Source organism: Geobacter sp. SVR, from assembly GCF_016865365.1.
Lineage (GTDB): Bacteria > Desulfobacterota > Desulfuromonadia > Geobacterales > Pseudopelobacteraceae > Pelotalea.
In genome coordinates this window covers 2,078,318-2,099,947 of sequence record NZ_AP024469.1, presented here as the reverse complement: position 1 = coordinate 2,099,947, position 21,630 = coordinate 2,078,318, and the positions used below count along the sequence as shown (strand labels likewise).

General features: G+C 56.3%; 15 protein-coding genes and 1 pseudogene. 3 read left to right on the top strand and 13 right to left on the bottom strand.

The window, feature by feature from the left end; translation table 11 throughout:
• Positions 1-101 precede the first annotated feature (101 nt).
• A pseudogene (locus GSVR_RS09725) lies at positions 102-499 on the bottom strand (secondary thiamine-phosphate synthase enzyme YjbQ).
• A 172-nt stretch (positions 500-671) separates the two neighbouring features.
• On the opposite strand from GSVR_RS09725, the gene GSVR_RS09720 reads away from it, so the two are divergent.
• Entirely contained in the window at positions 672-3,329 is a 2,658-nt protein-coding gene (locus GSVR_RS09720; protein ID WP_173196431.1) for an MMPL family transporter, read from the top strand.
• Between the two features lie 119 nt (positions 3,330-3,448).
• On the opposite strand, the gene GSVR_RS09715 is transcribed toward GSVR_RS09720, so the two are convergent.
• From GSVR_RS09715 to lptF, 9 genes are all read right to left on the bottom strand, one after another.
• Positions 3,449-4,882, bottom strand: coding sequence for an HlyD family type I secretion periplasmic adaptor subunit (locus GSVR_RS09715; protein WP_173196432.1), 1,434 nt, complete (start codon positions 4,880-4,882; stop codon positions 3,449-3,451).
• Between the two features lie 45 nt (positions 4,883-4,927).
• Positions 4,928-7,081 (bottom strand): type I secretion system permease/ATPase, encoded by a 2,154-nt coding sequence (locus GSVR_RS09710; protein ID WP_173196434.1) that lies wholly within the window; start codon positions 7,079-7,081, stop codon positions 4,928-4,930.
• 91 nt (positions 7,082-7,172) lie between these two features.
• Entirely contained in the window at positions 7,173-10,193 is a 3,021-nt protein-coding gene (locus GSVR_RS09705) for a calcium-binding protein (protein WP_173196437.1), read from the bottom strand.
• A gap of 24 nt (positions 10,194-10,217) precedes the next feature.
• The gene (locus tag GSVR_RS09700) at positions 10,218-11,405 is read right to left on the bottom strand and encodes a PD40 domain-containing protein (protein WP_173196439.1); all 1,188 of its coding nucleotides are present in this window, start codon (positions 11,403-11,405) and stop codon (positions 10,218-10,220) included.
• A gap of 625 nt (positions 11,406-12,030) precedes the next feature.
• Positions 12,031-12,438, bottom strand: coding sequence for a helix-turn-helix domain-containing protein (locus tag GSVR_RS09695; RefSeq protein WP_239077508.1), 408 nt, complete (start codon positions 12,436-12,438; stop codon positions 12,031-12,033).
• Positions 12,439-12,497: 59 nt separating this feature from the next.
• Positions 12,498-13,385, bottom strand: coding sequence for a S1C family serine protease (locus GSVR_RS09690; RefSeq protein ID WP_173196443.1), 888 nt, complete (start codon positions 13,383-13,385; stop codon positions 12,498-12,500).
• A gap of 378 nt (positions 13,386-13,763) precedes the next feature.
• Complete coding sequence (locus GSVR_RS09685; RefSeq protein ID WP_173196445.1) at positions 13,764-14,708, bottom strand: IPT/TIG domain-containing protein; 945 nt, start codon at positions 14,706-14,708, stop codon at positions 13,764-13,766.
• Positions 14,709-14,810: 102 nt separating this feature from the next.
• Positions 14,811-15,890 carry an LPS export ABC transporter permease LptG gene (gene lptG, locus GSVR_RS09680; protein ID WP_173196447.1) on the bottom strand — a complete coding sequence of 360 codons (1,080 nt, stop codon included), beginning with the start codon at positions 15,888-15,890 and terminating at the stop codon, positions 14,811-14,813.
• Positions 15,890-17,059 carry an LPS export ABC transporter permease LptF gene (lptF, locus tag GSVR_RS09675; protein WP_239077507.1) on the bottom strand — a complete coding sequence of 390 codons (1,170 nt, stop codon included), beginning with the start codon at positions 17,057-17,059 and terminating at the stop codon, positions 15,890-15,892. Before lptF ends, lptG begins: the two co-directional genes overlap by 1 nt.
• A gap of 148 nt (positions 17,060-17,207) precedes the next feature.
• Here lptF and GSVR_RS09670 point away from each other — a divergent pair, with 148 nt between their 5' ends.
• Positions 17,208-17,792, top strand: a complete 585-nt coding sequence (locus GSVR_RS09670; RefSeq protein WP_173196449.1) for a pentapeptide repeat-containing protein — start codon at positions 17,208-17,210, stop codon at positions 17,790-17,792.
• 78 nt (positions 17,793-17,870) lie between these two features.
• On the opposite strand, the gene mscL is transcribed toward GSVR_RS09670, so the two are convergent.
• Together mscL and GSVR_RS09660 are read right to left on the bottom strand one after the other, a co-directional pair.
• Positions 17,871-18,266 (bottom strand): large-conductance mechanosensitive channel protein MscL, encoded by a 396-nt coding sequence (gene mscL, locus GSVR_RS09665; RefSeq protein ID WP_203978855.1) that lies wholly within the window; start codon positions 18,264-18,266, stop codon positions 17,871-17,873.
• Positions 18,267-18,467: 201 nt separating this feature from the next.
• Complete coding sequence (locus tag GSVR_RS09660) at positions 18,468-18,872, bottom strand: bacteriohemerythrin (RefSeq protein ID WP_173196451.1); 405 nt, start codon at positions 18,870-18,872, stop codon at positions 18,468-18,470.
• Positions 18,873-19,294: 422 nt separating this feature from the next.
• Between GSVR_RS09660 and GSVR_RS09655 the strand changes: the two genes are divergently transcribed.
• Positions 19,295-20,418, top strand: a protein-coding gene (locus GSVR_RS09655; RefSeq protein WP_173196452.1) for an IS3 family transposase whose coding sequence is annotated in 2 segments (ribosomal slippage) — positions 19,295-19,547 and positions 19,547-20,418 — 1,125 coding nt in all. Because the reading frame shifts where the segments join, the coding sequence is not laid out codon by codon here.
• A gap of 189 nt (positions 20,419-20,607) precedes the next feature.
• Here GSVR_RS09655 and GSVR_RS09650 read toward each other — a convergent pair.
• Positions 20,608-21,543, bottom strand: a complete 936-nt coding sequence (locus GSVR_RS09650) for an AraC family transcriptional regulator (protein ID WP_239077506.1) — start codon at positions 21,541-21,543, stop codon at positions 20,608-20,610.
• Between the last annotated feature and the right edge of the window lie 87 nt (positions 21,544-21,630).

Genomic DNA, 21,630 nt, shown 5'->3' with positions numbered 1-21,630 from the left:
CACAGAGGACACAAAGAGCACAGAGAAAAAACGAGAATACCTTTCAGGTTTTAATCCGTCTGAATGCTCTTGTTTTCCTCTGTGTGGCTGATTGCCTTTCTTCACCCCGCGAACGCCAGATATACCGTGCGCTGCCGCGGGCCGTCAAACTCGCAGAAGTAGATTCCCTGCCAGGTGCCCAGCCACAACCTGCCCCCCCGCACGATCACCTGAACCGAAGAGCCGTAGAAGCTGGCCTTGATATGGGCATCAGAATTACCCTCGCATGCCTGAAATGCCGGCTCTGCGGTATCAACTCGTCGCTGAACCGCTCCATGTCCCGCGCCACATCCGGATCGGCATTTTCGTTGATGGTGATGGCGGCCGTAGTATGGGGCGAGAAGATGGTCAGCACTCCGTCCCGCCAGCCCTGTTTTTCGAGAATGGCCGCGACCTGGGGCGCAATGGCTGCAAAATGCGTCCTGCGCTGCGTCTCCAGGTTGAATTCGGCTGTCTGCATGGTCCCTCCCCTGCTTTCCGTGGTGGTCTGATCTCAATTCAGGTTTATAATCAGATACCATATTGAATCCGAATCGACAATCAGCGCCCTGTCTTTTCTCGTTGCATTTTTACCGGGCTTCGTCCATAAAAAAAGTTTGTCCGCCGCATCAATCCGTTGCAAGGAGCTTTCCGTGTCCCACAAACCGAGCCGCCTGTTCGCTTTCGTAGCCCGCCGGCCCCGTCTGATCCTGGCGCTGGCCCTGCTGCTTTCGGTCCTGTCTGTTGTCTATACCAAGCACAGTATGAAGTTTCTGACCGGCCGCGACGACCTGATGCCGAAGACTGCACCGTTCCAGGTGGACTACCGCGCCTATCGCCAGGAATTCGGCGACCAGGAAGAGATCGTCGTGGTGATCGAATCGGACGATGCCGAAAAAACCGCCCGCTGTGGCGATGCCATCTTCGAGCGCCTGAATCGGGAAAAAGGTGTCTTCCGGGAAGTATTCTACCCCGGGGGGCTCCCCTTCTTCCGCAAGAACGGCCTGCTGTTCATGCCAGTGGAGGAGATCCGCGCACTGCGCCATACCCTGACCATGGCCGCGCCGGTGCTGAAGGACCTGGCCGCAGCCCCCTCGGTGCAGACCCTCTTTACCAGCCTGACCCGCCAGATCGACGACTACCTGGCCCATCCCGATCCGGAAAAGCTCCAAAGCCTGACTTTCATGTTGACCACTCTCGACAAGGGTTTCAAGTCCTTTGACGGCAAATCGAGCGGTCTCTCGATGGACTCCTTCCTCAAGGGCAGCGCCGACGGCAAGCCGGGCACGCTGGAGAACGCCGGCAAGCAGCAGGTGATCACCGTTCTGCCGGTCAAGGAGAAGGGTAATTTCGTGCCGGGCGAAAAGGCCATCAAAGCGGTTCGGGCAGCGATGGACGAGGTGCTCAAGAAACCGGAGCACAAAGGGGTCACCGCCGGCCTGACCGGCGTGCCGGTCCTGGAATACGAAGAGATGGCTACGAGCCAGCATGATATCGAGATCGCTACAGCACTCTCGCTGTCCCTGACCGTGATCCTGCTGCTGTTCGCCTTCAGGGGGCTGTTGAACGTGATTGCCGCCATGGTCTCGCTGATCGTCGGCATCTGCCTCTCCTTCGGCTTTGCCACCCTGACGATCGGCCACCTCAATATCCTCTCCATGGTCTTTGCCATCATGCTGATCGGCTTGGGGATCGAGTACGGCATCCAGGTGGTGCTGCGCTACCAGGAAGAGCGCGCTTCCGGCTCCGAAGAGATGCAGGCCATCGAGACCGGGCTTTCCGCCAACATACGCTCGATCGTCATGGCAGCCGCCACAGTGGCCCTGGCCTTTGCCACCTTTGCCCTCACCGATTTCAAGGGCATCGCCGAACTGGGCATCATTGCCGCCGGCGGAGTGATGATCTGCGTCGTTTCCACCTTCACGGTCCTGCCGGCCATGCTGATACTGCTGAAACCATTCCGCAAGAAAACCCGCCGGGCCACCCCCGAGACGCTCCAGTCCTCCGACCACCCGCTGATGCGCCTGCTGTTCGGGCATCCGCGAACAGTGACAGTCGTCACGGCACTCCTGTCGCTGGCCTGCATCTATCCGACCCTCAAGACGCGCTTCGACTACAACCTGATGAACCTGCAGGCCAGGGGGCTGCAATCGGTACAGTATGCCTACAAGCTGATGGCCAGCAAGGAAAACTCGGGGTATTTCGCGGTGGTCACGGCACGTGACCGTCAGGAAGCGGAGCAGCTGACGCAGCGGCTGGAGAAGCTGCCGGCCGTGGACCATGTGGTCAGCCTGCTGGCCCTGGTTCCGGATCAGCAGCCGGCCAAGCTGGCTGAACTGAAAGCCCTGCAGCAGGTCATGGCCGATGTCAAGCCGGTCCCCTATCAGGAAAACCTGCAGGTAATGGAGCTGCCTACGGTTTTCGAGAACTTCCGCGACCGGGTGGCCAAACTGGAACAGGTGCTCAAGAGTGGGCAGGCAGCCGAGGCCAAGCCGGTGGGCGCCTTCCTGGTCACTCTGGACGGTTTCTTCAAATCGCTTGAAAGCGAAAAAGATCGCAACGCTCTGGGCATGCTGCGGGAGTTCCAGGGGAGCATGTTCGCGGCCCTGCCGGACAAGCTGGCCATGATGAAGGAGAGCCTGCAGGCCTCGGAGGTACGGGAAGAGGATGTGCCGCAGCAGCTCAAGCAGCGTTTTGTGGGCAAGAGCGGCGTCTACATGCTGCAGGTGGCGCCCAAGAAGGAAATCTTCGAGCATGAGCCGCTGGCGGAATTCGTTGCGCAGGTGAAACAGGTCGCTCCCCATGCCACCGGCGAACCGATCCAGGTGTTCGGGTCGCTGACCATCCTGCGCGATTCCTACCTCAAGGCTTTCTGCTACGCCTTTATCGGCATCGCCGTAATCCTGCTGATCAATTTCAAGAGTGTCCGTTTTGCCCTGATCGGCGCCCTTCCGCTCGTCTCCGGGCTGCTGCTGATGGTCGGGGGGATGTGGCTGGCCGGCGTCAGGTTCAACTCGGCCAACATCATCGTGCTGCCGCTGATCCTGGGGGTCGGCATCGACTCTGCCATCTACATCATCAACCGCTACCGCCAGGGGAGCGAGTCACCTGCCCGGGTAGCCGTGAGCAGCGCCGGGATCGGCGTCTTCCTGAACGCCCTGACGATCCTGTTCAGCTTCGGCGCCCTGATGGTGGCCCGTCACCAGGGGGTCTTCAGTATCGGCGCGGTCATGTCTTTCGGCATGCTGGCCAGCGTAGCGGTTTTTCTGGTGTTCCTGCCGGCGCTGCTGCAGTTGTGGGGGAAACGGTGATACAGGCGGAGACTGGTGACCGGTAATTGGGAAACGGGAACGGCAGAAAAGCATCATCCACCAGATTCATCCATTAGCGGGTGGAATGATTGTCAATGAAACGGATAATGCGGGTACGTCTATCTCTCCCTCAAACTCTCTGACACATGCTGGATCAAAGGGCTGAGAAAATACTCCATGATCCTCCTCTGGGTGGTTTTGATTTCGGCAGTCACAGCCATGCCAGGGGTTAGCTTCACGGTTCTGCCCTCGATCCGCATGCTGTCCTGATTGAGCAGGATGCGAACGGCATAGATCAGCCCCCGTTTTTCATCCTGGATGGCATCCAGTGAGACGGTCCGGACACTCCCGTCGATCAGGCCGTACTTGGTGTAGTTGAAGGTCTCGATCTTGACGGCGGCATCCTGACCGGCCTTGACGAAACCGATATCCTTGTTCTCCAGCATGACTTCAGCCTCGACCGTGTCCTCCGGCGGCACCACCACCAGCAGGGGCTGGGCTTCGGTGACCACGCCGCCGACCGTGTTGACCGCCAGTTGCTGGACATACCCGCTGACCGGGGCCGTCAGCCGCGTCTGGTGGTACAGGCGTTTGGCCTTGATAACCTCTTGCGCCAGCTCCTGGGATCGTTCGCGGGCTCTTACCAAGCTGTCGTTCTGGGTGCGGCGGAACTCCGCCATGGCGGCCTCCCGCTGGCGCCGGTTGCCGTTCAATGCCTCGGCCAGTTCGTCCAGCCTTCTGCGCTGCGTGGCCAGATCCTGCTCCGTCTCGATGCGCAGTTGCTCCCTTTCCAGAAAATCATGCTTGGACACCACAGTTTCCCGAAGCAGGCGCTTGTAATCGGTGGCTCGCTCCATGACCAGCGGGAGGGTCTGCTCGAGCTTGCGGACCTGCTCCTGAATGCCGGCCTTTTCGGCCTGTTTGCGGGCTGTGTCGGCATCGATAGTGGCCAGCCGGGCCTGCAACTCCTGCCATTGGCTCAACGCCAGCCGCTGCGTATCGGAAAGCTTCAGCCGACAGGCGGCATCATTATCGGGCAGTTCAGGGTCAACAGGCAACCGGGGATACTGGTTCCCGTCGATGCCGGCCAGCAGGGCCTGGGCGCGCAGCGCTTCGAGCTTGGCGTCCAGCCAGGCGGTAAAGCTTTTGTCGCTGTCGGCTCCGGTGATGGTGGCATCGAGCTCGATAAGCACCTGTCCGGCCTGCACGTACTGCCCCTCCTTTACCAGAATGCTCTTGATAATACCCGGTTCCAGGGGCTGGACCACCTTGCTGCGGGCTGAAACGATCAGCTTACCCGGAGCGACCGCTACCACATCAATCCTTCCGAAGCAGGCCCACACCAGGGCGATCAGCAGGAACGCGACCAGCAGCCACAAGGCCAGGCGGGCGGCCGGATGGGGCGGCGACTCCTGCAGTTCAAGAGCAGCCGGTAGAAAGGCACGTTCATGAGCCGTGCGCTCCCCGGTGGTCATTTCCGCGCGGGCCGCCCAGGCCGCCTTCAGAACCTGCCAATACCGCTGTAACAGTTCCAGCAAAGCTTGCAGACGCATGAGAACTCCATCAACTCCACCAACGCTTCAACTCATAAACTGCCTTCACCCCGCCTGCATGGAGTACAGATGCGCGTAGTAGCCCCCTTCCCGTGACACGAGGTCCAGGTGAGGCCCTTCCTCCACGATCATGCCGCGATCCATGGCCAGTATGCGGTCCGTGCTCCGCACCGCAGAAAGGCGATGGGCTATGATGATGACCGTGCGGTTGCGACAGATGAACCGCATGTTGTTCTGGATGATGCGTTCGGACTCGTAATCCAGGGCACTGGTCGCCTCGTCAAAAATCAGGATGCGCGGGTTGGTGATCAGGGCCCTGGCAATGGCAAGTCTCTGGCGCTGTCCGCCGGACAGCCCCACGCCGTGCTCGCCGATCATGGTGTCATATCCTTCCGGTAGCTCGACGATGAAGTCGTGGGCACCTGCCTGTTGCGCGGCCCGGATCACCGCCTCCATGGGCAGCCCCGGGTCGGCCAGGGCGATGTTATCGCGGATGCTGCGGTTGAAAAGCAGGTTTTCCTGCAGCACCACGCCGATCTGCCGCCTGAGCCAGGCAGGATCGGCCAGCACGATATCCACGCCATCGATCAGCACCCGTCCGCGCTCGGGCACATGCAGGCGTTGCAGCAGTTTGGTCAGGGTGCTCTTGCCGGACCCGGAACGGCCGATGATGCCGACAACCTCGCCGGGAGCGATGGAGAGATCGATGTCGCGGAGGATCTCAGGACCGTCTGAGCGGTAGCGGAAGTACACGTGGTCGAACTCGATCCGCCCTTGAATGGCAGGCAACTGCGCCCTGCTTTGAACGACCTCGGTGCGGGTATTGAGGATGTCGCCCAGCCGCAGCATGGAGATCCCGACCTGCTGAAAGTCCTGCCATAACTGCGCCAGCCGCATGACCGGGCTAGCCACCCGGCCGGCCAGCATGTTGAAAGCGATCAACTGCCCCACGCTGAGGGTCCCGTTGATCACCAGCCGAGCCCCCAGCCACATGGTTGCCACGGTAACGAGTTTCTGGACCAGTGATACGCACTGGCTACCGATATTGGCGAGGCTGGTGACCTTGAAGCCGGCCGCCACATAGGCTGCCAGCTGGTTGCCCCAGCGGCGGGTCACCTGCGGCTCCACCGACATGGACTTGACGGTTTCGATGCCGCTGACCATTTCCACCAGAAAAGACTGGTTCTCAGCTCCGCGGGCGAATTTTTCATTGAGCCGGGCCCGCAGCAAAGGGGTGATCAGGACCGAGATGATTGCGTAGCAGGGCAGCGACAGCACCACGATCAGGGTAAGCCAGCCGCTGTAGTAGAGCATGACGCCGATGAAGACCACGGAGAAAAACAAGTCCAGCACCGAGGTCAGGGCCTGGCCGGTCAGGAAGTTACGGATGTTCTCCAGTTCCCGCACGCGGGCAACCGAATCCCCTACTCTGCGTGCCTGGAAATAGGCCAGGGGCAGATGAAGCAGATGACGGAACAGCCGGGCTCCCAGTTCCACATCGATACGGTTGCAGCTATGGGAGAACACATAGGTGCGCAGCCCGGTCATCAGGACCTCGAAGAGGGAAACCACCAGAAGCCCCACGGCGATAACGTCCAGGGTCGTCAGGCCGTGGTGGACCAGGACCTTGTCCATCACCACCTGAAAGAAGAGCGGTGTCGCCAGGCCGATGATCTGGAGGAACAGGGAGACCAGCAGCACCTCGCCCAGCAGTTTGCGGTATTTGACAATGGCGGGGATGAACCAGCTGAAGTCGAAGCGCGCCAGATCGCCGGTAAGGCTGGCCCGCGAAGCAAACAGGATCAGCCTGCCGTTCCATCGGGCCAGCCATTCGTCCCGGTGGCACTGCAGGGGGCGGCCGGCATGGGGGTCCTGAAAGAGCACTTGATCGGCATCCACGCGGGCAAGAATGACGAATTCGCCGTCAATGGTTTCGGCAATGGCCGGCAAGGGGGTGCGGTCGAGGCGTTCGAAGCGGGTGGTTACGACGCGAGCCTTGAGCCCATGAGCTTTGGCAGCCAGCAGGATCTCCGTAGTGCCAAGTTTGTGGCCGCTGCCGCCGTACTGGTGCCTGATCTGGTCCGGCTCCACCGCAACAGCATGAAAACGGGCCAACATGACGAAGCAGGCCAGGGCGCTGTCGATAGGGGGAGCGGAAGCGTCTTCGGAGGGAGCGTGAGTCGGGCCGTCAGGGGTCATGGAGCAGTCTCGGAGATTCAGGGACCGGGAACCGGGGACCTGGGACCGGGATAACCGCATTTCCCAGCCCCTAGTCCCCAGTCGCCGACGTTCAATGCCAGTTGGCCGCAAGTACCGGGGCGAGCGTTTCCTGGTAGTTCTGGGGCAGTATGGTCTGTCCGGGTGCGGGCGGGGTAAAGGCCGCCATGGCATTGACCAGGTTCTGCACTTGGCTGTCCAGAAGCGTGAGGCCTTCTGCTGTCTTGAATTGCTCCACATGGTTGTAGCTGCTGTAAAACCAGTCCTGGATGGTGAATTTGTCGTCAGTGCCGACGATACTGACTTCGAGGTTATTATTCGCGCGGCTGAACCAGAGTTGATCCGGTGTAACCCCTTCGCCAAATTCCACCGTGTCCTGGTTGGGCGCCCCGTCGTAGTCGTAAATCGTATCCTGGCCACCGCCTATGCCGAAACGGTACGTGTCGTCACCGTTGTTCGCATAGATACCACCCTGCAGGTAGTCGTTGCCTGCACCACCGTCAAGAATGTCGTTGCCAGAACCACCGAAAAGGATGTCGTTGCCGGCACCACCGTACATGATGTCCCGCGCCTCGGAACCATTCAGCGTGTCGTTGCCACTGCCGCCGCGAAGGACATAACCTGCCGCTTCAATATCACCGATGGTCTTGACCGTGCCGTCGCTGAATCTGAACCGCTCGATTCTGAAGGAGCCGTTGACAAACCAGCCCTGAATGGTCAGCATATCTGATGTGTCTTTGAGCGCAACCTGGAGCTCATCACCGGACCTGCGGAATTCGATCATGTCAGGGGTGATGCCTTCGCCAAATTCCACCGTGTCCTGGTTGGGCGCCCCGTCGTAGTCGTAAATCGTATCCTGGCCACCGCCTATGCCGAAACGGTACGTGTCGTCACCGTTGTTCGCATAGATACCACCCTGCAGGTAGTCGTTGCCTGCACCACCGTCAAGAATGTCGTTGCCAGAACCACCGAAAAGGATGTCGTTGCCGGCACCACCGTACATGATGTCCCGCGCCTCGGAACCATTCAGCGTGTCGTTGCCACTGCCGCCGCGAAGGACATAACCTGCCGCTTCAATATCACCGATGGTCTTGACCGTGCCGTCGCTGAATCTGAACCGCTCGATGCGGTAGGCATTGTGGCTAAACCAGTTCTGAATGATGAGGCTGTCCGTAGTTCCCTTGACTTCAACCCTGAGATCGTAGTTTCCGATCTTGAGGAACCCAAGGTCGTCTGCGCTAATGCCCGCACCAAGCTGCACCGTGTCGGTGCCAGAGGTGTCAAAGATTGCATCCTGACCACTTCCAAGACCAAAGATATAGGTGTCGTTGCCGTCGCCTGCCTGCAGGATGTCGTTGCCAGAACCGCCGTCGAGTATGTCATCGCCTGCATTGCCATACAGGGTATCGGCACCGGCTCCGCCGGCAAGAGCATCAGCATTTGCAGTCCCGGAAAGCATATCGTTGCCTGCCGTACCGGCGATAAGATTTTTTCCTAATGACTCCAAAGTCCAGATAAAGCTATCCCCTTTGCTCATGAAGGCTGCCTGGTAAGCGTCAAAATTCATCGCCGAGGTTGCCTTGAGTTGATCCAGATTGCGCGTAAACTCGTCGAAAAGGGCTTTCCCGGCGGCAGGATCGGCCGTCAGCTCATTTTCAATCTCGGCAATTACCCCCGACAAATCTCCCTTGATACTCTGCGACGCCTCGTCCCACGAGTAGGTAATCAGATCGTAGAGCGGTTTCAAATGGGTCTGCATCATGAGCTGGGCATAAAAAGTATCGAACAATCCCTGATAGGACTGATTGAGCATTGCCGCTGCGGTAACATTCGGGTTCGCCCCGCTGGTCCCAACAAAGGATTGTCCGAACATCTTTTCCAGCGCACCGAGCTTGCGGGCGTCGATAGTTCCACCGCGGCTGGCGGGGTTGATGCCGTCGCTGCCGGTCCATTTGAAAAGGATCTGCTCAATTATGGCATTGCGGGTGCTTGTATCAGTCGCCACCGCAAATGATCCCACCAAGGATTTCAGTGTACCGCTCGCGTCGCGTACCATAGCCTGATGCAGAGTGTAGACATTGCCAAATCCTTGAAGATCGGGTAACGCCTCGATTTCCTCCGGCTCATCAAGCCATTCCGTAGCTACGGTAAACGTTGTGTCGCGCTGAAAAGCAATATCGCCGACCTGTCCGGTCGTGCTGTCGGTCCTTGTGAAGGTTCCGGATTGGAGCATGGTGTTACCGTTGGTATCGGTAACGCTAACGGGAGTATTGGTCAGGCCGATCGAGGCGATGCCAGTGTCGCTGAGCGTGAAGAGTTCATCGGCACTGGAAACCCCATCGCCGTTCAGGTCTCTCCATACCCTTGCCGTGGCCCAGATGTCATCGATTTCATCGATCTTGCCATCTCCGTTATCGTCCCATTCGGCCAAGGCCTGAAAACCATTGGTGGCACGAATACCATTTTTCAAGATGGTTTGGTCACCGAATAATTCTGTGCCGTTGTTGATAATACCGTCACTGTTACGATCAAGCACCAGCAACCCGTCATCACTATTTACCCAGCCGGTCCGTTCGGCAAAGCCGTTGCCGTCATGATCGAAGTTGGCACCGGCTGTGATGCTAGTCGTCTCGATACCGTCACTATCAAGATCTAGGATAAGAGGATCGATGCGAGGGGGGGATACGGTGGCGGCGTTTTTAAACAAATCGAATGGTAATGAAGGAAATTCAGCTATCAATTTAGCAGTGAACGCACCTATTGCCAGTCGCCTGTAAGCATTGCCACGAGCATCTAACTGGCTCGGAGCAAGTTTCTGCATTTCATTCAGCAGTGTAATATCCGCAATGGTCCTGGCAACAAGAGGGTTACTACTGTTCTTCGCTGCATCATAGGCTAAATCGTGGTTTCTGAAAAGGACGTCTAATGGATCTATTGGGTCGTAATAGAAGGGAACCGTTTGCCGTGTTCGCGGATCAATATATAAACTACCATCTGGGTTCTTTCTTTCGCCTGAATGACCGGGACCACCATATTCTCCATACCTCAGCCAATACGGGAAGCCATAACTCGTATAAGAATATTGTGACGGCATAATACTTCCTCCTTTCTGATATAGTTACTTGAGACGCTTCCAAGGCATTCCAATATGTTTTGTTTCCGTGCCGTCGACCCTGGCCAGCCAAATCGAAGGCCCTTCTTCTTTTGTTCTAGAAGCGAGGTACACCACGAATTGTCCATCGAGGGAGAGAAAGGGCTCTGTAATGATGGTGTAACGCATGGTTGTTAGTCGGCGGGTTGTCCCCCCATGGTGAACAAACAGGTCATATGTGTAGTTTCCCTTGGTCCCGTCCATTTCATTCGTACGAGATACGAAGACAATGGTGCCATCGTCGGCAATAGTAGGGCTGGAAGCCCATGTAGTATGCTGAAAAGGTGGAGCAAGACTGTTCTTGAGCCCATCCATCAGCCGTATAGTATTGAGGTTGCGTAGGTCCTCTTCCGAAATCCCTTGAGGACCATAACCGCTGAAGATAAACCTCTTGCCGTCTGACAGGTAAAATGGCCGGGTGATCGCATAAAATTCGTATGTAGTAAGCCGTCGCTCCCTCCCCGTGGCGATTTCCAATTCATATACGTCCCAATGGGAAAGCATCTCCCCCTCCATGCTCCTTGTACGCCGGACACCGGATCTCACAAACAGTATCTTTTTCCTGTCCGGCGAGAAAGAAGGATCGCCATTAATTCTTACAACTGCTACGCCATTATTTCGTTCATGCTCCCTAGAATTATAGGTATGTGTAAGCTGCCGCAGGTCTGTACCGTTGCGATTTACGATAAAGATATTTCTGTCATCACCTTCGCCCGAGGTAAATGTCAGCATGTTTCCATCACGAGAGGTTACCGCTCCGCCGATATCTGAGTTATTTGTGTAATTTACTGAAGTTAATTTGTCATTGTCTATGTCGTAGAAAGCGATATTACATTTGCCAGGTATATTACATAGTGTGAATAGTATTTGACTATTGTCATTAGATAATGTAGGAGATGCTACACCGTACTGAACTTCATTTTGCTGTGAAAGTTCATGGTTACATCCAAATAGAATAATAGAAAGTATAAATACAAGTAACTGGTGATATATTTTTTCCAAAAGCATTTTAATTGGCACAAAAAAAAGGCAGACTACTCTTCTCTTCCAACTTTTCTCGGTTTTCCTCTCGAACTCATCGCCGCCGCCAAGCCAAGCAGTCCGTTGATCCAGGGGGTCCTGAGGGGACGTTGGTAAGTCATGTAAGTTATTCATACGCCTCTCCCCATCCGCTCAGATTTCGTCAACTCAACCACAGGTTGGCTCCGGGCCATATACGTACGCCCGCGTATAAAATACGTGCCTACATCTTTGAACACCCACCGGCCAAGCAGGCGTAGTAGAACATTTTGTCGGCACCCTTGCGGGCAACTGCTGGATTGCCACAGGGCTTCCTATGGTGGCCCAGAGGGGCCGCGGGATGCCTGCGCCGTTAATGACACTTCCCACGGGAGCCATCCATCGTTTTTCATCAGGATCGTCGTACCAGAAGTCTTCGAGAAGCAGCATGTCCCGATCCCCGTCGTTGGAGTCGGTCAGCCACTCGGTCTTTGGATTACCGGAAAAACTACCGTACATGATTACCCGCCTCCTTTCTTGTGAAAGCACCCGCCTTTCCTCGGTCGCTTCGCCGCAAACGCCACCACGTGCAAACTAGCTCTCTCATTCCTTTACCCCACGGTAAGCCGCCGCTCCAATCTGGACCTTCCAGAGCCTAATTGACCAGAATCCAATAAAACGCCATCACATTAACAAACATACAATTAAATTTCCACAATGCATCGCTTGATTTTTAAGCTCGAAAAATCAAGCATTGCTTGATATTGAACCGTGCCCGGCTTTACATCACTTCCGGAAGCACCTGCAACAACTCTCCCCCTATGACCAGCCAGTATAAGCCTAGTTCCAGCAGGAGTGCCTTGCGCAAGAAATCCATCACCAGATCCCTGAACACATTGTTTTGAATCTTCCGAAAATTGATGAGCAATTCCCGTTCGGAATCCGTCTCCGGCACAATGTCCTCACCATCGGAACAGAAGAAATAGGTAAGCGGCACCGACAGTGAACGAGCAACAATCTGGAGCTTTTCCACGCTGATCCTGTCCTTGCCGCTTTCATAGCGATGAATCTGCTGGGTGGTGACATTCAGCATAGCGGCAAGTTCCTCCTGGGAAAGTGCCAATTCATGCCGGCGTCTCCGTATGGTTGCCCCGATTTCGCAATTGCTTATGATGCGCTGGTTATGCATGCTTCACCCCTCACCACCAGAATGACAAAACATGGAGCCACTAAGAGAAACTGCCGCCTTCACCGATCAATGAACCTCTTCACCTCATTGCTCGGGCTGGCGCAGCCTATGAGCTTGTCGCGGAGCATCTGACCGGTGTACATGTAGTACTTCGCCAGAGCCATGAAGTTGCTCAGGGTGTTCACCCCGATGACGCGCTTCTCCCGGTTCAGCAAGGGGCCACCGCTGTTGCCGGGGGCGGTCAGGATGCTCGATTGGATAAAGTCCTGTCCCCTGCCGATGCCCTGAATCGCCTGCCTGCTTTTGATCTGCCCCATGGTCACCATTCCCTCGTTTTTCAGGGCCAGGGGCGTGCCTACCGCGGCAACGGCATCACCCACCTCAATCCTGTCCGAATCGCCCAGTGAGAGATACTGACACCTGCTGCACTCTACCTTCAACAGTGCCAGATCCCTCAGATTATCGATCTTGATCAGTTCAGCCGGCTTTTCGGTGCCGTTCAGGAATTTCACCACAGGACTGTCACCCGTACCGAAGACAACGTGGGCATTGGTGATGATGTACCCATGGGGACTGACCAGAAATCCACTCCCGTGCGCTTTGCTGCCGCGAACCGTGACAACCGCGCCCTTGACGGTTTCCAGGTCGGCGTCCTTCAGCCCTGCTGCGGTCCGGACCTGAAAGGCTCGAATATCCTTCATCGCACCGCTCCACCGCGGCTGGAGCGTTCCGTAGGACACCTTGTCCTTTCCGTGCTCTTCGATGATCTCGATGGAAGGCATTGCGGTCTTCCTGACCATGCCGAACTCCAACTCGGCATAGTCATAGGTGTTGTCCTCCCGGTCCGTCACCAGGATATGATTTGAAACAGCTACGGGTAGTTTTCCGGGGGCAACGGGGGCATTATCGGCCTCCCAGACTGCAATGCAGCCGTCGTGCGGACCCACGACCCGGCATTGCTCAAGGGCATGGATGATGGCCGGCGCCGTGAAAAGCCCGCAAACAAGGGCAGTCCGAATCAGGATTTTGTGAGTCGTGCTTTTGGTTGGCGGGATTGTACTTGAATGCGGTCGAACAGCAGGTAACGGTGACGGGACAGAGATCGATGCTCCATTATTTCTGTTTTGCATAGGGCCCCCAACTATCTGACGTTCTCGTATGGGGCCAACACCTACATTAATCTCATAAAATTGTCACTGTTTAATTTTACAGAGGGTGTTTTTTGAGGGCTGCGTGGTTAGAACGACAAAGGCCGCATACCTGACGTTGTTGTATCAGGATGCGACCTCGTGTGCTGCAGACGTAAACCGTTGAATATAAAGCAATTACGGGGCGGTGACGGTCACAACCTGGCTCCCCTCCCCGTTGCGGCTCACCACCTGAAGGCGGAAATCCTTGTTGACCGGCGAATAGGGAAATCTCAGATAGACAAGGTGACCGCAGTCGATATAGATCACCCTCTCACGCTCTCCGCTCTCCTGACGGCTCGGACCGCCGATGCGCTGGCCATCCACATAGATCGAAGAATCCTGGTTGAAGTTTCTTCCTTCTACCAGCAATTCGTAATAATTGACATATTCGGTCCCCACCGTCACCTGCGTGATCTCCGGCCGGGTCTCGATTGTCAGCCCCTGCGTTACCGAGGCATTTTCCGGCGTATCCTTCACCATGACGTGGTGCAGCCCCCCTGCCACCTGCGGCACGGAAAATACGATCTCCCCGGGCGAAATGAAGCGGCTTCTGATGGCGGCGCCGTCGAAGAACAGCTGGGAGCGTTCCGTGAAATTCCGGCCCAGTGCCGTTACCTCACGCTCTCTGCCCTGGGCGCAGGAGTTGATCTGGTCGGGCGTGAGCCCGCTCAGGACAGGACGGAGCGGCAGAACCGTGAAGTTGTATGGCCGCCCGATATTTCCATCGGACCGCTTGAGATACAGGGCGTACAGCCCGGGTTCCAGTTGGGGGGGGATGTTGAATTCGGCCTGACGACCATCGGTGATCTTCGCCGGGATCTCGGTGCCCCCCAGAAAAACGGTGGCAGACTCTCCAAAGCCGGAGCCGAACAGCATTACCCGCGCCTGCGGTTCAGCCTGGACCGGTATGATACTGAGAATGCTGACCGGCACTGCGGCCGGCTGCGATACTTGAGTGTTGGCTCTCTGCCGTTGTGCAGGCTCCGTTTCCGCAACGCCCGGAGCGGCACCGCTGAACCAAAGGAACAACAGAATACCGACTCCGACAATCCTGCTCATGCTCTGCATATGCCCGTCCATCGCACCTCCCGAGAACCCGGGGTATTCGTTCGTGACACCACATATTGTATCAGGCAAAGGCGGTATGAACAGCGTTCTCCCGGCACCGCAGAATGACGGAACTCAGTTTTTGACCGTCATGGCCAGCCAGGTGCCCCCCGCCACGAAGAGAAAATTCGCTCCCCAGGCCGCCACCAGCGGTGGCAGTACTCCGCTGCGTCCGTATGAGAGCAGTACCGCATTGATCACGAAGTAAGCGAAACCGATCCCGATACTGGTTCCTATTCCCATTGCGATGCCCCCCGAACGGCTGCTGTGCAGGGCAAAGGGGATCCCAAGAATAACCATCACAAAGGCGGCAAACGGTGCGGAAACTTTGGTGTGCATCATGGTCAGGTAGCGGTGGGCCTGATACCCGCCGCTCTGCAGGTTGTCGGCATACTCCTTCAGCTTGCGGAAGCTCATGTTGTCGGCGTTGTTGTCGAGGACACGCAGGTCGTCCACCTTCAGGTTCAGGTTGACTTCCATGGCTGGCATGGTCTGCATTGAAAACCCCTGACCGGCGCTGAAGTTCTTCACCGTCGCATGGTGCAGCATCCAGCGTTCCTCGCGGTAAATGGCCGATTCGGCATCAATGCGGCTGAGCGGGTTCATCGAATTATCGAGGTTCCAGACGGTGACCCCCTTGAGGATCCTGCTCTCCGGATCGAAGAGCTGCGCCTGAAGGATCATCGAATCCGAGCGGAACCAGATGTTGTTGCGCCTGAAAACAGCGTGGCTTCCCTCTTTTTTGATGTCTACCCGCTCGATGCTCCTCATCCGCTCGTAGCTGAACGGCACGACCATCTCGGCGTTGATCAGGAGCAGCAGGCTGGCTGCCAGTCCGAGCAACAGCATCGGCATGGCGATTCGCGGAAGGCTGATGCCGCAACTGCGCATGGCGACGACCTCACTGTTGCGCGACAGCAGACCGAGCGTCAGCAGCGTGGTCATCAGGATCGAAAACGATGCGGTCTGTCCGATCATTTCGGGCAGTTTCCAGACAAAGAAGCGCAGAATGTCGACTGCCGCCCCCCCGGCTCGCAGAAAGCGCGGCACCTTGTCCATCATGTCCAGCACCAGGTAGATGGCCACGAAGCTGCCCAGACAGAGGGACAGCAGGTGCAGCCAGGCCTGCGCGATGTATCGGCCGAGCATGCCCATCAGTTCACCTTCCGCCACGACCGGCGCACTGCGTCCAGCGACAGGAGGCCAGCCAGGCTGCGTTCCTGCGAGGCGAGCCTTAACAGTGCCCACCCCAGGCCGAAGAAGAGCAGATTGGGGAGCCAAAGGGCTAGCGCAGGGGGGAGGCCTCCCCGCTCCGCCAGGGTCCGCAGCAACGCCAGCAGGATGTAGTACGCCAGCAGGATGCCGATACTGAGCGAAAACCCCGCCGATTTGCCCGAGCGCCGGCTCTGGATCCCCAGCGGCACCGCCAGCACAGCAAAAACCAGTGAAGCGAACGGCAGTGCCACGCGGCTGTGAAATTCGGCCGCTGCCTTGAGACGCGCCGGACGCGGGGCAGCCGGATCGTCCATCTGCCGGAGCAGCTCCCTTGGGCTCATGTCCAGCTCGTTGCGGCCGATACCGCCGCTGCCGAGCGGCGCCCCGATAGTCATGGCATACTCACCGAAATTCACCAGACGATACTCCTTCTCCTTGCCCGTTGCATGGATACTGCCGTGATGGAGTATCAGGCGGATGTCCTCACGGGCGTCTCCCCCGGTGATCGTGCCGTCAGAGGCGAAGATGGTCATGGGGCGCTGCTTGTCGCGGCCGTCATGGATGATCACCCCCTTGAGAAGGCGCTGTTCCTCGTCGTAATGGTCGGTGTACAGGACAATGCCGGGGATGTCGTCCCAGAAGACCTTCTCGCGGATCGTTACGGTCACGTTCTGTTTCACGACCTCGAAGCTCAGTCGCTTGAAGGCGGTATTACCCCACGAAACGCCCACTACGCCGGCAGCCAGGGCCATTGTGGCCGTCACCAGGGCGCACAGCACCACCGGCGGCATAAGCTGCACCAGGCTGATGCCTCCCGCCTTCATGACCGTGATTTCGTTGTCGGTCGAGAGGCGCCCGAACGCCAGCAGCACTGCCAGCAGGAAGGCCATGGGGATGGTGAACACCAGAAAGGAGGGCATCAGATACAGGATCATCCTGGCCACATCCGCCAGCGGCACCCCGCGGGAGATCACCAGATCGGTCAGCTTGATCAGTCGTCCCATCAGCAGGATCAGGGTGAATACGGTGATGCCGAGCAGGAAGAGCACGGAGATTTCGCGGATTATATACAGGTTGATGAGGCGTTTCATTGCCTGGCGATGATACATGAGCCCTGCCCCGGTGTAAAGGGAGCAGGGCTCAAAAAGCTGAGGGGGAAACACCCGTGCCTCCGCAATCAGGCCGGTTGTTTAAATTTGCGAGAGAACGTGATAGTATCGGCCACCATCGAACCACATCAGCACCAGGGGCCCACGCATGCTGCGATTGAAGACGACGATAATCCTGATCTGCCTTGTTCCGGCGTTAGCCGTTGCACAGCCCCCCTCCCCTGTGCCGGCAGCGGACACTGATGCGGAAAAAGCCGCGGTTTCCGATCCGGCGGCCAGCCAGCAGGAGCAGGAGAACAAGGCCGGCACTAAGAGCGCCAAAAAGGCGGTTGCCAAGCGGAAAAAACTCCGCAAAAAAGCCCGCAAGACCGTACATGCTGCCGCGGCCGAGAAACCGACCGGCGACACCATGACCGTTCAGCAGGTGCTGGCTGTGCTTAAAGACAGCCGAGACCTGTCCGGCAAAAATCTGAAAGGCCTGCAACTGGTCGGCGTCAATCTGAGCAAATGTAACCTGAAAGGGGCCGATCTGAGCAGGGCCAACCTGGAACGGGCAGACCTCACGGAAAGCAATCTGGAGCGGACCGATCTGGCCGGAGCCAACCTGAGGATGGCCAGCCTTCGCCAGGCAGGGATGACTGCCGCCAACCTGGACCAGGTCATTCTCGATGGCGCCATCTGGAAGGATGGAAGCATCTGCGCCAAAGGGTCCCTGGGCCAGTGCCTTCAGTAAAGACAATCCCACCTCCCCGGATAATCCCCCTCGTGAGAAGACCGTCGGTTCGGTGCGGGACTCTGCCGTCGCATCCGGCTAAGGTCTATTCTTTATCAGGTCCCTGATCTCCGCAAGCAGAACCGCCTCCCGGGAAGGGGGCGATGGCGCCGCAGCCTCCTTTTTCCTGAAGGCATTAATGCCCTTCACCGCCATGAATATGACAAAGGCGATGATGATGAAATCCAGGATGGTCAACAGGAACTTTCCGTAGTTGATAAGCACTGCCGGCTTGTTATCGACCGCCTCCCTCACCACGATCGCCAGGTTGGAAAAATCGACGCCCCCCAGCAGAACGCCGATCGGCGGCATGATGACGTCCCCCACAAGGGAGCTCACTATTTTGCCGAAGGCTGCCCCGATAATGATACCAACCGCCATATCGACCATATTCCCTTTAATGGCGAATTCTTTGAACTCTTTCATCATGCTCATGACAGCACCTCGCAGATGGAATTGGTTTCCGATCACGGCTACCCATTAAAAATAGTGTAAGTCTTCTTTCTTTTGTCAAGCTCCGGATGGTCCTTCCGGTCGGTATCACATCTTTTCCCTTGCCGGTGCAGCGTAAAAACAAAAGCGCCCTTTCGGAACGATCCGAAAGGGCGCTTGCTGCTCCGTTATATAGCAATGACATCACAGGCGATGTTGTTGTGCGAACAGACCACACCTGGCATCCGACTCGAGAATGTGCGTGGCTACCCATTGCATGAGGAACTGGATCAGATCGGTCGAAAGATCCACTTTCCCGTTCATAAAGTCATTGTTGAAGGCAAAGACTTTCTCTGTCAGCGCGGTGTGTTCTCCCTTGTGGCTGGCCAGATCGGGATAGTTGTGCATCTCCATCCAGTGTTCCTCGGCTGAAAAATGATAGTCAACATATTTAATGAGCTCCGAGATCACAGCCTGCACCTCGTCAGGCTCGGCATCGAGCACGACGCAGTCGTGGGCGAGGTTGAGCAGGTACACCAGATATTTGTGATGTTCGTCAAATTCCTCTATGCCGGTTTCGAATGTCGCTTGCCATTCCATCAAAGCCATCGTTTTCCCCACCTTCGCATCCCGTTGTATTACTGCAGACAATAAATAACCGGCTTGTCCGAGAGGGGCCGGTTTTATTTTCTTCGGCGATCACAGTATGAAACTTTACTGCGAATTTGCCACTCCAATAGCTGAACGGGTCAGTTCATTGGGCCAAACCGTGGTAATCATTGGCGCGCCGATTCAAATGAAGATCAGTACTGGAACCTTACCATAAGCATTGATATGTAAACAAGTCCCCTGGCATTGGCGGCCGCTGTTTCTTGCGGCGAGTGCTCAGGGGATTGTTGCGCTTAGCAGTCCCGCAAAGTCCGTTTATGATGAAGCTTTCCTGTAACAGCAACTCAGAGTGTTACTGGGCAGCCAGTGCCATTGGTTGAATAGTTTGTTGTTGAGGACGCGCAGGCGCAAGGAGACTATACATGAAGCCTAGACGATTCACCGAAGGGCAGATCATTGGCATCCTGAAACAGGCTCAGGTCGGCATGAAGATCGTTGACCTGTGCCGTCAGCACGGCATCAGCGATGCCACCTTTTATATCTGGCGCAGCAAGTACGGCGGCATGGAAGTCTCCGAAGCCAAGCGCCTGAAACAGCTTGAGGAGGAGAACAAGAAGCTCAAGCAGATGCTGGCCGACGCTATGCTGGAAAATAAGGCCATCAAGGACGTTCTTTCAAAAAAGTGGTAACGCCTGCCGCCCGGCGGAACATCGTGATCCACCTCAAAGAGGGATTCCAGTTCAGCGAGAGACGGGCCTGTACCATCGTCGGGCTGTGCCGGAGCAGTTGCCGGTACCAGGCGAAACCAAAGAACGATGCTGAGATCAGAACTCGCTTGCGGGAACTTGCCGAACAGCGCCGTAAGTTCGGCTCTCCCCGACTGCATACGCTGCTGCGGCGGGAAGGGTATTTGATCAACCACAAACGCACCGAACGCCTCTACCGTGAAGAAGGACTGTCTCTTCACTTGAAGAAGCGCCGGAAGCGGATCAGCCACCTCAGGGTGGTCATGGGCAGGCCCGAGCGGATTAACCAGCACTGGTCCATGGATTTCGTCTCGGACAACCTTTACAACGGCAGACGCTTCCGGATCCTGACCGTTGTCGATGATCTCAGCAAGCAATGTCCGGTTCTGGAGGTAGATCACTCCATTACCGGCAAACGGGTGACCCGGGTACTTGAACGGCTTGCCATGACAAAAGGGCTTCCGGAGGTGATCACCGTTGACAACGGCCCGGAGTTCATCAGCAAAGCACTTGATCTCTGGGCTTACGAGAACAACGTCAAGCTGCGATTCATTCAACCGGGCAAGCCAACTCAGAACGCCTACATCGAAAGCTTCAACGGCAAATTCCGGGATGAATGCCTGAACGACAACGTCTTTGTCTGCTTGAACAGCGCCCGGAAAATCATCGAAGAGTGGCGGCAGGATTACAACACTGCACGTCCCCATAGCTCACTGAACGACATGACGCCCGAAGAATTTTCTAGAACTTTTTTGAAAGAACAAAAGACCGAAAAACCTAAGCTAAAACTGGTTCAGTAAGCGGGGGAAGGTCAGGCCGACCATCGCGGTAGCGACAATCGGCCTCTGTATATCCTTTGTGAAGTGCCCCCCGGGGTTGCAAATAGTTTGTTAGGAGTCCCGTTTCCTCTAGCTCACCTGTGTCTTGGTATTTTTTGCTAGAACATTTTGATGGTGGGCACTCTTATTTACAAGTCCCATCTGTATGATTTACGGATTACCATTAGATACAGTTAGGCTATCAGCAATGTTTGACTGGCGCAATTTCGAGATGTCTCTTAATGGCGGTGCCCCAAACATACGGCTATATTCACGGCTAAACTGTGACGGGCTTTCATAACCGACCTGAAACGCTGCGGTAGCGGCATCCAGTGACTCCGCCAGCATTAAGCGCCTGGCTTCGTGCAAACGCAGATGCTTTTGGTACTGCAATGGGCTTTGAGCCGTAATAGACCGGAAATGATTGTGAAATGAAGAAGTGCTCATACGTGCCTGGGACGCTAGATCGTCAATACGAACCTGTTGTGAGAAGTTGTTTTTCAACCATTCGATAGCCCGGGCTACCTGTTGACTCTGGCTTCCAGCCGCCGCAATCTGACGTAGACGTGCCCCCTGCTCTCCAACAAGTAACAGATAGATGATCTCTTTCTGGATGATCGGCGCAAGCATCGGAATGTCGTGCTCTTCATCAAGAAGATCAACAAGACGCTGAAAGGCAGAAAGCAGTGGCAGGGTTAGCTCGCTCGTCGCCATGCCATGACCGGATTGCTGCGCACGATGATGTGGGAAATTACCGTCAATGAGCAGTTGGGAAACCTGCTGCAGGTCAAGCGTCAGTTTGAGCCCCAGCAATGGCTTTTCTTTGCTCGCCTCAATGACCTGAACAAATGTGGGCAAATCAACGGATGCGATCAAATACTGGCGAGGATTGTATATGTACGATTCGTTTCCGAGTATGGCGCGTTTAGCTCCCTGCACGACCATGCAGATACACGGTTCATACACTGCGCTGAATGGTTCGGTAGGCCCGTCTTCCCGGAAAAAGGATAATTCCTTTATCGCGCTTTGAGCATGCTCACCCGCATTCGCCCATCGTGCAATATCATTCCTTAGAGTTCCAAGCGCAACTTCCATCCTATTTTTCATAACATCACCGTATCCATTCATTTTATCGGTATGTTTTCGACTCCGAGCAATATAGTCATACTATCAGCCATGAAGCCACCTTACAAC